A 13,775-nucleotide genomic window follows, 5' to 3' on the forward strand; every position below is an offset into this window, starting at 1 on the left:
GACCCGCCTCCAGAACGCCGTGCGCGCTCGCTTGTCGGTGCCGGCCGACGAGGCGCCGTCGCAATCGACATAGCGGCCCGGCGCCGTATCGCGCGCGCCACGCACGAGCACGCAAACATCGACCGCGACGACACTGCGCCATTGAGCGGGCGCAAGCGCGGACGCGTCGAGCGACGCCGGCGCCCCTGCCGGCCAGTAGCGAAACCGCAGCCTCTCGATACCTTCGACGAGCGGCTGCGATGAACCCTGGCTGCCGCTGCCCTCGCAGTAAAGCTCGGGTTCACCCGTCGAGCCGCTTGCCTTCGCATAAAAGCGGTTGACGACCAGGGCGCCCGGCGCATCGGGCAGCATGCGCGCGAGCCCCTGGCCGAGGCAATCGGTCGGTTGCGCGGCGGCTGATGGCCACGTCGACACGTTGTCGGCGACGTATCGGATCGCAATGCCGTCCGAACGGCTCGCGAGCGCTTCGCACGTGAGGCGGTCGTCGGCTCCGCCTGGACGCGCCGACGAGCAGCCAAAGAGCGCGCCGGAGGCGAACAACAGAGCCGCCGAGGGCGAGTCCGCGGGCGCGAAGCCGGCCATCTGCAGTTGCAGTGCGATCAGCGTGAGCGCCGTCATACCGGCTTCGTGCATCTGGGCGGCATCGTTGGCACGCACGAGTGCAAGCCGCTGCGACCGGTATAGCGATACCGCGCCTGCCGTCACGATTAGCCCGAGCGCGACCGCGATCGTCAATTCGAGCAACGTGTGCCCGCCCATTCGAAGAACGCGCCGCATCATTCGGCAAACGCGAGCACGACACAGCCCGTGCCGGCAGACACCGCGACATCGCCGCATGGCGGTGGCATGTCGATGACTTCGCCCGAACGGTATGCACCGGCAAGCGTGTGCCACGTGACACGCGCAACCGATATCCGCTCGCCGGCGCCGCCAACCGACGCCTCGCCTTGCGGCAACAGATAGCCTGCTCGAGCGCGCCATTGCGCGAGTGCCGCGCTGCTGAACGACGCACCGTGCATCGCTTCGGCGAGCGCGTCCGCCACCAGCGCCGCATGTTCGCGCGTCGATGTTGCTTGCGCATCGCGCATCATCCACAGTTGCGTGGCAATCAGACCGAGTGCGGTCACCGCGGTCAATACGACGGCCAGCATGACCTCGATCAGCGATTCGCCGTGAGCACGAGCGGCGTATCGACTCGCATTTGAGTTTCGACAACGCAAGCGTGTGATCTTCATGCTGCCGCTCCGCAAGCGCCCTCGGCGATACGCGCGCGCCCGCCGGCGGCAATGCGGATGCAACGGCGCCACCCATTGCCTTGCGTCGCCTTCGACGGAAAACGCGGCGCAAGATCGAAGCTGCGGAAACTGCCGATGGTTTGCCCCGCAGGCGGCGTGAAGGTGAGATTCGTCGACGCGCCCGCGATGCGGACCGCCGCGAGTTCCGGCTGCGCACGCAGCGCGAACATGGCGCCCGCGCGTTCAATCATCACGGCCCAGCCGCATGACCAGTCGACCGCACCGGAGCGGCAAGCTTGTCCCACCGCGAGGCAGTGCCTTGCCGCGTCGATGCGGCACACCGTGATGCGCACACCTCTTCTGATCGCCTCGCTGCGTGCGTAGGCAAGCGTCGATAGCAATGCATAGGCACGCGCGTCCACCTGATCGCGCATCTGCCAGGTGACGAACGAGGGCGTCGCCATTGCTGCGAGCAAGGCCAGCAACGCGACTACCACCAGCGTTTCGAGCAGCGTGAAGCCGCGTCCCACGCATCTTGTCCAGCCATCGTTTTTCATTGTCAGCCTCCGTTGTCAGCAACGATGGCTGCGAATCTACCCGTGCTTTCCAGTGCTAACAATATGCCGAATGGCCAGGTGGCGCGGGAACGCAATCACGCGCAACATTGCGTGTCTGCCGAACGCGGCACGTGATGCATTGAGGAAACCGGAAGGTCGGGAAGGGAGGGAGAATGCAGCAGATCGAACTGACAACTGAAGCGATAGCGCAGGCGGTCAACGGGCAACTGGCCGCTGCCTGGCACCTGAAACGGTCTGCCGAACGCCCGGCTTCGGGCCGGCAAACCACGCAGTGGGTTGCCGCTCGATCAGCGCTTGCGCCGAGGTTTGGGCGGCCCGGGCGGCGAAGCCATCCGGCGAAACTCCTCGATCACGTCCTCGAACTCGGAGACGTCTTCGAAGCGCCGGTAGACCGATGCGAAGCGCACATAAGCGATCGTGTCGAGCGCGCGCAACTCGTTCATCACAAGTTCGCCGAGCCGTTCGCTGCGCACCTCACGCTCGCCGCTGCCGAGCAGTTGGTATTCGATGCGCGCAACCGCTGCGTCGATTGCGTCGGCGGCAACCGGGCGCTTGCGCAGCGCGAGCTTCATGCTGGAAACGATCTTGCGGCGGTCGAACTCGACGCGGCTGCCGTCCTTCTTCACAACCGACGGCAGTGCGAGTTCGACGCGCTCGTACGTGGTGAAGCGCTTGTCGCAAGCCGGACAACGGCGGCGGCGCCGGATAGCGGCGCCGTCTTCGGACACGCGAGAGTCGACGACCTGCGTATCGTCGTGCCGGCAGAACGGGCAGCGCATGATCGGCTAGCGATAGACCGGGAAGCGCTTCGTCAGCTCGGCGACCTGCGCACGCACGCGCTCGATAGTGGCGGCATCTTCCGGATTGTCGAGCACGTCGGCGATCAGGTTACCCACCACTTCGGCTTCCTTGACGCCGAAGCCGCGCGTTGTCATGGCGGGCGAACCGAGGCGAATGCCGCTCGTGACGAACGGCTTTTCCGGGTCGTTCGGAATCGCGTTCTTGTTGACCGTGATGTGCGCCGCGCCAAGCGCTGCTTCGGCCGCCTTGCCGGTGATGTGCTTCGCACGCAGGTCGACCAGCATCACGTGGCTCTCGGTGCGACCCGACACGATGCGCAGGCCGCGCTTCACGAGCGTTTCGGCCAGCACGCGGGCGTTCTCGACCACGCGCTGCTGATACTCCTTGAACTCCGGCGCCAGCGCTTCCTTGAACGCGACTGCCTTCGCGGCAATCACATGCATCAGCGGACCGCCCTGAATGCCCGGGAAAATGGCCGAGTTGATCGGCTTCTCATACTCGGCCTTCATCAGGATCACGCCGCCGCGCGGGCCGCGCAGGCTCTTGTGCGTGGTCGTGGTGACGAAGTCCGCATGCGGCACCGGGTTCGGATAGACACCGGCGGCAACGAGGCCGGCGTAATGCGCCATGTCGACCATCAGATACGCGCCCACCGCCTTCGCGATTTTCGCGAGCCGTTCGAAGTCGATACGCAGGGCAAACGCCGATGCGCCGGCGACGATGAGCTTCGGCTTGTGCTCGTGAGCAAGCTTCTCGGCCGCTTCGTAATCGATGTCTTCGGCCGCGTCGAGCCCATAGCTGACCACGTTGAACCATTTACCCGACATGTTGACGGGCGAGCCGTGCGTCAAATGGCCGCCATGCGCGAGACTCATGCCCATGATCGTGTCGCCGGGCTTGAGCATGGCGAAGAACACGCCCTGATTGGCCTGCGAGCCCGAGTTCGGCTGCACGTTCGCCGCTTCGGCGCCAAACAGCTGTTTGACGCGATCGATCGCGAGCTGCTCCACGACATCGACATACTCGCAACCGCCGTAATAGCGCTTGCCCGGATACCCTTCCGCGTACTTGTTCGTGAGCTGCGAACCTTGCGCGGCCATCACGGCCGGGCTCGTGTAGTTCTCCGACGCGATCAGCTCGATGTGCTCTTCCTGACGGTGGTTTTCCTGCTCGATCGCCTGCCAGACTTCCGGGTCGACGTTCGCAATGGTGCTTTGGGCTCTATCAAACATATGCGTTCCGTTGAGAATGTTCGGTTGACCGTGATTCCGCGCGTGCTTTTACGCTTGATCTTGCGCATAACAGCATACAAAGCGGCACGCGAAAGGCGTGCGCAAAGCGCGCAAGCTGGAGCGCGGTACGGCAGGAAACTGGAAGCCAGGATATGCGGACTACAGAGGCGCCGCACACGCGAGGCAGGCCAGCGTCCGGCGGCACGAACAATCGCGCGCGGATCACAGCTGCCCAGGCGAACGGCAAAACGGAGCCCCGCGCTTCACGGTGGGTTGCTCCACCTTGAACCCGTAGGGTTCTATCGCCAGTCACGCAGGGATGAGCGCGTTAGTGTATTGGAACCGCATCGAATAGGCAACCGGGCCTGCGGCGCCGCCGGCAGCGCGAAAAAGCCTGATGAATTCGCTACTTGCGCGCACTTTGCGGCGTCCCGCGCGAGGTCCGTCACTGCGTCCGATCCGGCCGTCGCGACGTGGTTGATCGGCTGCCGCAATGGAAGTAGGCTTGTCGCCTTTCTCAACCCACCGGAAACTGGAATGATCGTCTTTGTCACCGGGGCGTCTGCCGGATTCGGCGCCGCCATTGCGCGTGCTTTTGTGAAAGGCGGCCATCGCGTCGTCGCGACCGCGCGCCGCAAGGACCGCCTCGATGCGCTCGCCCGCGAACTCGGCGAGAACCTGCTGCCGCTCGAACTCGACGTGCGCGACCGCACGGCAGTGGAAGCGCTCTCGTCCGCACTGCCCGACGGCTTTGCGGCGGTCGACGTGCTGGTCAACAATGCGGGTCTCGCGCTTGGCCTCGAACCGGCCCACAAGGCCGATCTCGACGACTGGGAAACGATGATCGACACGAACTGCAAAGGCCTTGTGCAGGTCACACGCGCGCTGCTGCCGGGTATGGTCGGGCGCAACCGCGGCCATGTGATCAATCTCGGCTCGGTCGCCAGCAGCTGGCCGTATGCCGGCGGCAACGTATACGGCGCGACCAAGGCGTTCGTCGCGCAATTCAGCCTGAACCTGCGCGCGGACCTGACCGGCACCGCGGTGCGCGTGACCGACATCCAGCCGGGCCTGTGCGGCGGCACCGAGTTCTCGAACGTGCGCTTTCGCGGCGACGACGCGAAGGCTGCGGGGGTCTACAAGGACATGCAGCCGCTCACCGCCGATGACATCGCCGAATCGATCTTCTGGGTCGCGACGCGCCCCGCGCATGTGAACATCAATTCGATCGAACTGATGCCCGTTGCGCAGTCGTTCGCCGGCCTTTCGGTTCATCGCGGCTGAACACGCCGGCACCGGGAATCGTTCGGGAACAGTCAATGAAACATGCACCAGAAAATCAGGCCGCCTGTCAGGTTCCGGTAAAATGCGCGACATGAAAACTCCTGGCAGCCCGCCCGGCGCCGAAATCGGCTTCACATGGCCGATTCGCGTGTACTACGAAGATACGGACGCCGGTGGCATCGTGTTTTTCGCGAACTACCTGAAGTTTTTCGAACGCGCGCGCACCGAATGGCTGCGCGCCAGCGGAATCGAACAAAGCAGGCTCGCGAGCGAAACCGGTACGCTCTTCATCGTCTGCAGCACGGCGCTCGACTTCCGTTCGCCGGCACGCCTCGACGACTCGCTCGTGATCGTCAGCAGGATCGAACGTCTCGGCCGCGCGACAGTCGACTTCATGCAGGAAGCGTGGCGCGAAGGCGCGTTGCTCGCCACCGGCACGATCCGCGTCGGCTGTGTCGATGCGGCAGCGCTGCGGCCCACCGCGATTCCGCCGGCCGTCCTCGCCGCGTTGCGGCGCGGGCCACCGCTCAACTCCGGCGCAGACACCAGCTTAGGCACAGGCAACACGGTGACAGGTATGTCAACGACTAGCGAGTGATTACCGTTGTTACCTGGCCAGTGAACTCGTAACGGTCAGAACAAGACCAAGTATGGTTCGGCGAAAGGGTTCGCCGAAGCTTCCGGTTTCCCCACCGAACGCTTCGATCTTCCTTGCAGCCGGACGCCCCTAGCGGGACGTTACAGCGAACCTCTATGAACACTACACAAGATCTGTCGATCATTTCCCTCGTTCTCAATGCGAGCCTGCTGGCGCAGGCGGTGATGGCGCTTCTGCTGCTGCTGTCGCTGATGTCCTGGACCTTCATCTTCCGCAAGTGGTTTGCGATTCGCCGCGCGCGCGGCCAGACCGAGCGCTTCGAACGCGACTTCTGGTCGGGCGGCGACCTGCAGGCGCTGTATCAGAGCGCCGCGAACAACCGTCACCGGATCGGCGCGCTCGAGCGTATTTTCGAAGCCGGCATGCGCGAATTCCTGAAGGGCAAGGAAAAGCGCCTGAACGATCCGGGCGCGATTCTCGACGGCGCACGCCGGGCGATGCGGGCGGCATTCCAGCGTGAAATGGACGTGCTCGAGGCGAATCTCGCGTTTCTGGCATCGGTCGGCTCGGTGAGCCCTTACATTGGTCTCTTCGGCACGGTCTGGGGGATCATGAACGCGTTTCGCGGCCTTGCGAACGTGCAGCAGGCCACCCTCGCGAACGTCGCGCCGGGCATTGCCGAAGCGCTGACCGCCACCGCAATCGGCCTGTTCGCTGCGATCCCTGCCGTGGTCGCGTACAACCGCTACGCTCACGATATCGATCGCCTCGCGATCCGCTTCGAGACCTTCATCGAAGAGTTCTCGAATATCCTGCAGCGCCAGGCGCATTAAGGAGTCCACGATGGCCGGTTCATCGATTCGTTCCAGCATGCGCGGCGGCCGCTCGCGCCGCGCAATGTCCGACATCAACGTCGTACCGTATATCGACGTGATGCTCGTGCTGCTCGTCATCTTCATGGTGACGGCGCCGCTTGTCGCGCCGTCGATCGTGAATCTGCCGACCGTCGGCGGGGCGGCGCCTCAGCAGCAGACGCCGCCCGTGGTCGTGAATATCCGCGCGGACGGCAATATGAGCGTGCGCTACAAGGACGACGCGGGCACCACGCAGCAGGAAACCATGACGCGCACCGACCTGAACAGCTTCGTCACCGACCGCGAGCAATCGCATCCCGACCAGCCGGTCGTGATTGCCGCCGACAAGACCGTGAAGTACGAGGTCGTGATGAACGTGATGTCCGATTTGAAGGCGCGCGGCGTCAAGCGCGTTGGATTGCTCGTCAAATCGCAATGATTCGTCAGAAATCCGCTTATCCGTTGCAGCCGCCGCGCGAACGCGGCACGTGGCGCGCGTTCGCGCTCGCCGCGTTGATGCACGTGCTGCTCGGCTTCTTTCTGTATCACGGCATCCAATGGCAAAACAGCACGCCCGCGGGCGCGGAAGCCGAAATCTGGACGTCGGTGCCCGACCTGTCGACGCCTCGCGTCGCCCCGCCGCCGCCGGCCCCCGTCGCGCCCGCTCCGCCCGTGAAGGATGAAGAGGCGGACATCGCGCTGCAGGAAAAGAAACGCAAGCAGGAAGAGGCCGCGCGCGAAGCGCAGCTCGCCGAACAGCAGCGCCAGCAGCAGTTGCAGGCGCAACAGGAAGCCGAAGCGAAGCGTCAGCAGCAGCTCGCCGCCGACCAGGCCGCGATGGCCGCGGCATTGAAGAAGCAGCAGCAACAGCAGCAGGCGCAAAAGCTCAAGCAGCAACAGCTCGCTGAGCAGCAGAAGCAGGATCAGCTGAAAAAACAGCAGCAGGAAGAGCAGCAGAAGGAACAGCAACAGGCGCAAGCCGACGCGCAGAAAAAGGCCGAAGCGGACAAGGCGGCGAAGGCGAAAGCCGCGGCGCAGGCTGAGGCGGCCAAGAAGCTCGACGCGGAGCGCCGCCAGCGCCTCGCGGCACTGCAAGGCATGGCAGGCGGCGAAGGCTCCACCGGCAATGGTCTCGCGAAGGGCGGCACCGGCAGCGGCGCGGGTGGCAACGCGACGTCGCCCGGCTACGCGGAGAAGGTGCAGCGGCGCGTGCGGCCGAACATCGTCTGGGCCGGCGACACGCAAGGGCTCGAGACGGTCGTCTCGGTGCGCTGCGCGCCGACCGGCACGTTGCTGTCGGCTACCGTCACGCGCAGCAGCGGCAATTCGCAGTGGGACGACGCCGCGCTGCGAGCGGTCCAGCGTTCGGATCCGATGCCGCAAGACACAAATGGCAAGACACCGGCGAGTTTTACCATTACGCTGCGTCCGGCGGGTTGATGAGGGGTAAACGGCGCATGCACGCAGGGTAGTTCGACCGCGGCCCAGTGCGCGCGAACGAACCCGGCCCGAATTGTGGCCCTTAAGGCATGCTGAAAGCGGTCAGGCAAGCCTGGCGTGGCCGATACGCCTTCGGGAACGATTTCTGCGTGCTTGTGTCTGTTTGCAGTTATGAAGGTTTTTGTACTTGGGGAATCGATAAAGCATGAGTTTGATGACGAAGCTAGGCCTGCGAACACTGGTGGCGTCTTGCCTGATTACGGCAGGCGGTGCGGCACATGCACAGCTGAACGTCCTCGTGACGGGCGTCGGGTCCACGCAGTTTCCGATCGCGACCGCGAATTTTGCCAACGAAGCCAGTTCCCCACAGCAGATCAGCACGATCGTACGGCAAGATCTGCAACGCAGTGGCAAGTTTACGAATATCGACGCCGGAGCCACGCCGGTCTCGGAAAACGATACGGTCGATCTCGGCAGCTGGAAGGCAAAGGGCGCCGATGCGTTCGTCGCCGGCAGCGTGACCAAGCGGCCGGACGGGCAGTATGAAGTGCGCTTCAAGCTCTACGACACGGTCAAGGGGGAAAACCTCGGCGGTCTCGTGCTCGTCAGCCCGGAAAGCGGTCTGCGCATGAGTGCGCACAAGGTGGCCGACTACATCTACGCAAAGCTGATGGGCTCGCGCGGCGTGTTCGCCACACGTCTGTCGTACGTGATCAAGGTCGGTAACCGCTACCAGCTGCAAATCTCCGACTCCGACGGGCAGGACGCGCATATCGCGTTGTCGAGCCCCGAGCCGATCATCTCGCCGGCGTGGTCGCCGGACGGCACGAAGGTCGCGTACGTGTCGTTCGAGAAGAAGAAGCCGATTGTCTATATCCACGATCTGCCGACCGGCCGCCGTGTCATCGTGTCCGACCAGAAAGGCAACAACAGCGCGCCGGCGTGGTCGCCGGATGGCCGCACGCTCGCCGTCGCCCTTTCGCGCACCGGCAACACGCAGATTTTCGCCGTGAATGCGGACGGCAGCGGCCTGCGCCGCCTCACGCAAGGCAGCTCGATCGACACTGAGCCCGATTTCTCTCCGGACGGCCAGTCGATCTATTTCACGAGCGACCGCGGCGGCCAGCCGCAAATCTATAAAATGCCGGCCGCGGGCGAAAGCGCGGGCGCGGCGCAGCGCGTCACCTTCACCGGCAGCTACAACACGAGCCCCCGCGTCAGCCCGGACGGCAAACAACTCGCGTATATTTCGCGCACCGGCGGCGGTTTCAAGCTGTATATCCAGGATCTGCAGTCGGGCGTCGCGACGGCGCTCACCGACACAACACATGACGAATCGCCGAGCTTTGCGGCGAATGGTCAGTACATTCTTTACGCCACTCAGGTGAACGGCCGTGGCGTGTTGGCCGCTGTATCGACCGATGGTCGGACGCGGCAGGTCCTGTCCGTTCAGGGTGGCAGCGTACGCGAGCCGTCCTGGGGCCCGTTTATGCAATGACACACAAGGAGAGTAAAACATGAAGTCGAAATTGCGCCTTACCCTGGCCGCGCTGACGGTTGTCAGCGTTCTCGCAGCCTGCTCGTCGACGCCGAAGCCCACCCAGAGCACGAGCACGGGCAACATCGGCGCGCAGCCGAATCCGAACGCAGTCGCGCCGGTCACCGTCGACGAACTGAACGACCCGAACAGCCCGCTCGCGAAGCGCAGCGTGTACTTCGATTTCGACAGCTACTCGGTGAAGGATGAGTACCAGCCGCTGCTGCAGCAACACGCGCAGTACCTGAAGTCGCACCCGCAGCGCCATGTGCTGATCCAGGGCAATACCGACGAGCGCGGCACGAGCGAGTACAACCTCGCGCTCGGCCAGAAGCGTGCGGAAGCCGTGCGTCGTGCGATGTCGCTGATGGGCGTGTCCGATCAGCAAATGGAAGCTGTGAGCCTGGGCAAGGAAAAGCCGCTCGCGACCGGTCATGACGAAGCGTCGTGGGCGCAAAACCGCCGCGCCGATCTCGTCTACCAACAGTAACGGGTAACGCGCCGTATGACATACCGTTTCTCCCGGCTGCGGCTCGCCGCAGCAGCGTGCGTGGCAGGCGTGGCCTTCTCGGCCATGCCGGCGCACGCAGGCCTGTTCGACGACGACCAGGCCCGCCAGGCGATTCTCGACCTGCGCACGAAGACCGACAGTCTGACCAACCAGCTGTCGGCTGCGCAACGTACGATCCTCGATCAGTCAAACCGTCTCGACCAGCTGAATCAGCAGGTCGCGACGCTGCGCGGCCAGAACGAGGATCTGACGAACCAGCTGTCTATCTTGCAGAAGCAGCAGAAGGACTACTACACCGACCTCGATGGCCGGCTGAAGAAGTTCGAGCCGCAGCAGCAAACGGTCGACGGCGTGCAGGGCACCGTGCAGCCGGGTGAGACGGATGCGTTCAACGCGGCGTCGCAGCAGTTCCGCAACGGCGACTTCAAGGGCGCCGCTGCGTCGTTTCGCAGCTTCATCTCGAAATATCCGCAAAGCCCGTATCAGCCGACCGCACAGTACTGGCTCGGCAACGCCATGTACGCGCTGCGCGACTACAAAGGATCGACCTCGGTCTGGCAAGGGGTCGTGAAGAACTACCCGGACAGCCCGCGTGCGCCCGAAGCGCTGCTCGCCATTGCGAATAACCAGCTGGAGCAGGGTCAAAAGGCCGCCGCGAAGAAGACGCTCGAACAGATCGTCGCGCAGTATGGCAACTCGGATGTTGCGCAGTCTGCGCAAAGCAAGCTTTCGCAGATCAAGTAACACGACCGCCCGTCGTGCCGGGGCGGGCCATTTGAAGACGCGACTGGACCTCGATAGCCTTGACACTGATGTAGGGCTATCGCTATAATCTCGCTTCTCTTTTGGGGTCGTTAGCTCAGTTGGTAGAGCAGCGGACTTTTAATCCGTTGGTCACTGGTTCGAATCCAGTACGGCCTACCAAACCGTTTCAAGCAGAAAGCCCGGTCGTCATGGCCGGGCTTTTTGTTTTGGCGCGCGACCTTTTTGCGAGTGAGCGCGTCTTTAACCAATTTACTTAGTCACCCTTATCTTCCATAGTGCCCTTGCCTCTTCAAACGTTGCGATCAACCGACACTGGCGATGCATGCGAATCTGCACTAGATTCAATTCACCGATAGCCGTGCAAGCGGTTTTGCGCTCCTGTTGCCGCTAGCAAACCTGTCTTGTCGCCGGCACGCGTGCGCGCTATCTCGGACGGTCCATTTAAAGAGCAAAGAGGCCGCATGCGCCGTTCAACTCTACGTGAACGAAACAGGCTCGTCAGACACGGTCCGCTTCTGGCCTGCACGGTCCCGCTCGCGCTGCTTGCGGCGGCGCCTTGCCATGCAATGCTGAAATGCCAGGGCAGCGACGATACCGTTAGTTATGCAACAGAACAGATAGCCGGAACGACATGCGCTTCGGTAAACACCGTGCTCGATCGATCGGCCACCGCCCGAGCGCCGCTATACCGCAATGGCAAAACAAGCATCGCTTTTAGCGGGAACGTTTCGTCAGGACCTGCCTTTGCACCCGCCATTGCCATGTCCCATCCGGTACGGCACTCCACACCGTTTTATTCGGCGCCAATGCATTTCGATGCAACGCAACCTTCCCGCGCCCGCACGAAGGCTCTGATCGTTGAACCGCGTACGGCGATGTATTCCTATATCGACAACGGCATCCGCTACTACTCCAGCAGCAAGCCGGTCGCACTACCGTCAAATGTGCTGGTCGTGCAATTGCATTTCTCGACAACATGCTTCTTGTGCGCACCGACGCGAAACGTCGACATCGCGACGCTCGTGCTGAACACGCGCTCGTATCAACGGGAAATCGAAGCGGCAGCGCTCGATTTCGGCATCGATCAGGCGATCGTGCGCGCGGTGATACACGCCGAATCCGCCTTCGAGCCTCATGCGATTTCCGCGGCCGGCGCACAGGGGCTGATGCAACTGATGCCCGCCACCGCGGTCCGCTTCGGCGTGCACGATGCATTCGACGCCGCGCAGAACATCCGGGGGGGCGTGCAGTATCTCGCATGGCTGCTCAAACGATTCAACGGCAACCTCGATGAAGCACTGGCCGGTTACAACGCCGGCGAAAACGCCGTAGGACGATACAACGATGTCCCGCCGTATCCGGAGACGCAATACTACGTCTCTCGCGTAAAGCTGCTTGCGGATCGCTACCGCAACATGCAGTAGCGTCCATGCGCCACCTCGCGCCAAGCGCGCTCACTTCGCAGTCACTGCGTATTGTCGATGACAATCTGACCGTTGTACTGGACCTTGCCTCTAAAGAAATAGTCGGTGCATGCCTTGTAGTCTCCCGGCGTGAGCAGCGAGAACGGCATCTGATAGTCGACGAGCTTGCATCCGGTCACCGGTTTGCCGTTTGCCCACGAGTAGTCCTTGTCCAGATAGGCCTGCGTCGCGGCGGCCGAACCTTCCATGAAGCCGCGCATATTCGCGCATCCGAGCGGCTCGTCGGCAGGAATCGTCACATCGAGTTCGCGCGCCATCTCCTTGTAGGCCGCGATACGGTTCTGCACCTGCGATCGCTCAGCCCCTCCTCCGCCACATTCGATACCACCATTGATAATGTAGACGGTCGCGCCGAAGCCCGGCTTCATATTGTTGGCCAGATCGACGTTATTGGGCTTCCACGTGCCGTCGATGACCCATGTCATCGGCGGCTTGGGCGTCTGCGGCGTAACGGCAAACCACACGGCGGATGCGAAGTTGAGCCATGTATCGGCAACCCGGCCGGGATTGTCGAGCAGCACGTTCGGATCTCCATAGAGCGCCTGCGAAAAAGGTCCGAAGTTATAGTTCCACGACAACTGCTTCGCACCGCGCCCAAAGTAGTCGAGATACTGTCCCTTGCTGTTCTTCGCGCACGCATAGAAGATCCAGTTCGTCGCATGCGAACCGGGCGCGCATTGCTGATACGCACCCACCGAGGAACCCTCTTCGTAGCCCGATTCGCGCAGATACCAGAGCGCCTGCCGCCACGTCGGGATTACCGTGTCCTGTGGCATCGTCGCGAGCACCGGATTGTTGTGATCCGGATAGCCTGATCGGGCCTGGGCAGGCGTCAGCGATGGCCAGTTTGCGCCGGTCTCCTGAACGAAGTGCGCAAACGACGTCGCAATCAGCTTTCGACAGATCGCATTCGCATCGCGCCCGTCCTTGTAATCGCCGCAATACGCGGGGAACTTCGCAATGCCTCTCAGGAAGTTCACGTAGGAATACGCGATGTTCCGTATCGGAAACAGTTCGTTAAACTTCTGCTCGTTGACGATCGACTCGACCCGCTTGACGTTCGACGGATTGGCGGCGCGTCCCGGCACGACGGCGTCGACATCGGAATCGGGCAGTACGCGCAGTGCGTCGCGCAGGATCTCGATGCGGCCTTGCGATTGAGCAACCAACGCGCTTTCCGTTTTGCTGAAGTCCGCGGTGGTGGGATAGCCGGCGGGTTCAGGAATGTAGATGATTTTTGGCTTGTAGGCCGCGGGGGTGGGGGCTGGCGTTGGCGTTGGCGTTGGCGTTGGCGTTGGCGTTGGCGTTGGCGTTGGCGTTGGCGTTGGCGTTGGCGTTGGTGCTGGCGTTGGTGCTGGTGCTGGTGCTGGTGTCGGTGTCGGTGTCGGTGTCGGTGTCGGTGTCGGTGTCGGTGTCGGTGTCGGTGTCGGTGTCGGTGTCGGTGTCGGTGTCGGTG

The 13,775-nt window shown here is 63.1% G+C and carries 16 protein-coding genes, 1 tRNA gene and 1 riboswitch; of the genes, 10 read left to right on the forward strand and 7 right to left on the reverse strand.

Annotated features, from left to right (window positions below; all coding sequences use genetic code 11):
* From ACYPXD_RS25445 to glyA, 5 genes are all read right to left on the reverse strand, one after another.
* Nucleotides 1–780 (reverse strand): PilW family protein (locus tag ACYPXD_RS25445; RefSeq protein ID WP_459717608.1); only part of this gene is annotated, 780 nt, incomplete at its 3' end.
* Entirely contained in the window at nt 777–1,235 is a 459-nt protein-coding gene (locus ACYPXD_RS25450) for a type IV pilus modification PilV family protein (RefSeq protein ID WP_459717612.1), read from the reverse strand. The genes ACYPXD_RS25450 and ACYPXD_RS25445, both read right to left, overlap by 4 nt.
* Entirely contained in the window at nt 1,232–1,792 is a 561-nt protein-coding gene (locus ACYPXD_RS25455; RefSeq protein ID WP_459717615.1) for a GspH/FimT family pseudopilin, read from the reverse strand. The genes ACYPXD_RS25450 and ACYPXD_RS25455 overlap by 4 nt, the downstream gene beginning before the upstream one ends.
* A 308-nt stretch (nt 1,793–2,100) precedes the next feature.
* The gene (gene nrdR, locus ACYPXD_RS25460) at nt 2,101–2,592 is read right to left on the reverse strand and encodes a transcriptional regulator NrdR (protein WP_075158021.1); all 492 of its coding nucleotides are present in this window, start codon (nt 2,590–2,592) and stop codon (nt 2,101–2,103) included.
* Between the two features lie 6 nt (nt 2,593–2,598).
* Nucleotides 2,599–3,846, reverse strand: coding sequence for a serine hydroxymethyltransferase (gene glyA, locus ACYPXD_RS25465; RefSeq protein ID WP_459717619.1), 1,248 nt, complete (start codon nt 3,844–3,846; stop codon nt 2,599–2,601).
* Between the two features lie 223 nt (nt 3,847–4,069).
* Nucleotides 4,070–4,169: riboswitch (ZMP/ZTP riboswitch) on the reverse strand.
* 214 nt (nt 4,170–4,383) lie between these two features.
* Here glyA and ydfG point away from each other — a divergent pair.
* The 10 genes from ydfG (at nt 4,384) to ACYPXD_RS25515 (ending at nt 12,259) form a co-directional block, all read left to right on the forward strand.
* Nucleotides 4,384–5,130: a bifunctional NADP-dependent 3-hydroxy acid dehydrogenase/3-hydroxypropionate dehydrogenase YdfG gene (gene ydfG, locus ACYPXD_RS25470; RefSeq protein WP_459717622.1), complete on the forward strand. Its 747-nt coding sequence runs from the start codon at nt 4,384–4,386 to the stop codon at nt 5,128–5,130.
* An 82-nt stretch (nt 5,131–5,212) separates the two neighbouring features.
* Nucleotides 5,213–5,728 carry a tol-pal system-associated acyl-CoA thioesterase gene (gene ybgC / locus ACYPXD_RS25475; RefSeq protein ID WP_459717626.1) on the forward strand — a complete coding sequence of 172 codons (516 nt, stop codon included), beginning with the start codon at nt 5,213–5,215 and terminating at the stop codon, nt 5,726–5,728.
* A gap of 155 nt (nt 5,729–5,883) precedes the next feature.
* Complete coding sequence (gene tolQ / locus ACYPXD_RS25480; protein ID WP_459717629.1) at nt 5,884–6,561, forward strand: protein TolQ; 678 nt, start codon at nt 5,884–5,886, stop codon at nt 6,559–6,561.
* Between the two features lie 10 nt (nt 6,562–6,571).
* Nucleotides 6,572–7,021: a protein TolR gene (gene tolR, locus ACYPXD_RS25485; protein ID WP_459717632.1), complete on the forward strand. Its 450-nt coding sequence runs from the start codon at nt 6,572–6,574 to the stop codon at nt 7,019–7,021.
* On the forward strand, nt 7,018–8,022 hold the full coding sequence (gene tolA / locus ACYPXD_RS25490) for a cell envelope integrity protein TolA (protein WP_459717636.1): 1,005 nt from the start codon (nt 7,018–7,020) through the stop codon (nt 8,020–8,022). The genes tolR and tolA overlap by 4 nt, the downstream gene beginning before the upstream one ends.
* A 205-nt stretch (nt 8,023–8,227) precedes the next feature.
* Entirely contained in the window at nt 8,228–9,520 is a 1,293-nt protein-coding gene (gene tolB, locus ACYPXD_RS25495) for a Tol-Pal system beta propeller repeat protein TolB (protein WP_459717639.1), read from the forward strand.
* Between the two features lie 19 nt (nt 9,521–9,539).
* Nucleotides 9,540–10,049, forward strand: coding sequence for a peptidoglycan-associated lipoprotein Pal (pal, locus tag ACYPXD_RS25500; RefSeq protein WP_459717643.1), 510 nt, complete (start codon nt 9,540–9,542; stop codon nt 10,047–10,049).
* A gap of 15 nt (nt 10,050–10,064) precedes the next feature.
* A complete protein-coding gene (ybgF, locus tag ACYPXD_RS25505) occupies nt 10,065–10,814 on the forward strand; it encodes a tol-pal system protein YbgF (RefSeq protein WP_459717646.1) in 750 nt (249 codons plus the stop codon).
* Between the two features lie 104 nt (nt 10,815–10,918).
* Nucleotides 10,919–10,994: transfer RNA gene (locus ACYPXD_RS25510), tRNA-Lys, on the forward strand.
* 242 nt (nt 10,995–11,236) lie between these two features.
* Nucleotides 11,237–12,259 (forward strand): lytic transglycosylase domain-containing protein, encoded by a 1,023-nt coding sequence (locus ACYPXD_RS25515; RefSeq protein ID WP_459717648.1) that lies wholly within the window; start codon nt 11,237–11,239, stop codon nt 12,257–12,259.
* 41 nt (nt 12,260–12,300) lie between these two features.
* Here the strand turns inward: ACYPXD_RS25515 and ACYPXD_RS25520 are convergent, their stop codons facing one another.
* Nucleotides 12,301–13,488, reverse strand: a complete 1,188-nt coding sequence (locus tag ACYPXD_RS25520) for a chitinase (RefSeq protein WP_459717651.1) — start codon at nt 13,486–13,488, stop codon at nt 12,301–12,303.
* Between the two features lie 49 nt (nt 13,489–13,537).
* A partial coding sequence (locus ACYPXD_RS25525; protein ID WP_459717653.1) for a hypothetical protein occupies nt 13,538–13,775 on the reverse strand: 238 nt, incomplete at its 5' end.

The organism is Paraburkholderia sp. 2C, from assembly GCF_054589215.1.

What these genes read in the sequence shown, in the direction of transcription:
- ACYPXD_RS25450 (WP_459717612.1), bottom strand. Translation starts at nt 1,235, where the DNA reads ATGAAGATCACACGCTTGCGTTGTCGAAACTCAAATGCGAGTCGATAC.
- ACYPXD_RS25455 (WP_459717615.1), bottom strand. Translation starts at nt 1,792, where the DNA reads ATGAAAAACGATGGCTGGACAAGATGCGTGGGACGCGGCTTCACGCTG.
- nrdR (WP_075158021.1), bottom strand. Translation starts at nt 2,592, where the DNA reads ATGCGCTGCCCGTTCTGCCGGCACGACGATACGCAGGTCGTCGACTCT.
- glyA (WP_459717619.1), bottom strand. Translation starts at nt 3,846, where the DNA reads ATGTTTGATAGAGCCCAAAGCACCATTGCGAACGTCGACCCGGAAGTC.
- ydfG (WP_459717622.1), top strand. Translation starts at nt 4,384, where the DNA reads ATGATCGTCTTTGTCACCGGGGCGTCTGCCGGATTCGGCGCCGCCATT.
- ybgC (WP_459717626.1), top strand. Translation starts at nt 5,213, where the DNA reads ATGCGCGACATGAAAACTCCTGGCAGCCCGCCCGGCGCCGAAATCGGC.
- tolQ (WP_459717629.1), top strand. Translation starts at nt 5,884, where the DNA reads ATGAACACTACACAAGATCTGTCGATCATTTCCCTCGTTCTCAATGCG.
- tolR (WP_459717632.1), top strand. Translation starts at nt 6,572, where the DNA reads ATGGCCGGTTCATCGATTCGTTCCAGCATGCGCGGCGGCCGCTCGCGC.
- tolA (WP_459717636.1), top strand. Translation starts at nt 7,018, where the DNA reads ATGATTCGTCAGAAATCCGCTTATCCGTTGCAGCCGCCGCGCGAACGC.
- tolB (WP_459717639.1), top strand. Translation starts at nt 8,228, where the DNA reads ATGAGTTTGATGACGAAGCTAGGCCTGCGAACACTGGTGGCGTCTTGC.
- pal (WP_459717643.1), top strand. Translation starts at nt 9,540, where the DNA reads ATGAAGTCGAAATTGCGCCTTACCCTGGCCGCGCTGACGGTTGTCAGC.
- ybgF (WP_459717646.1), top strand. Translation starts at nt 10,065, where the DNA reads ATGACATACCGTTTCTCCCGGCTGCGGCTCGCCGCAGCAGCGTGCGTG.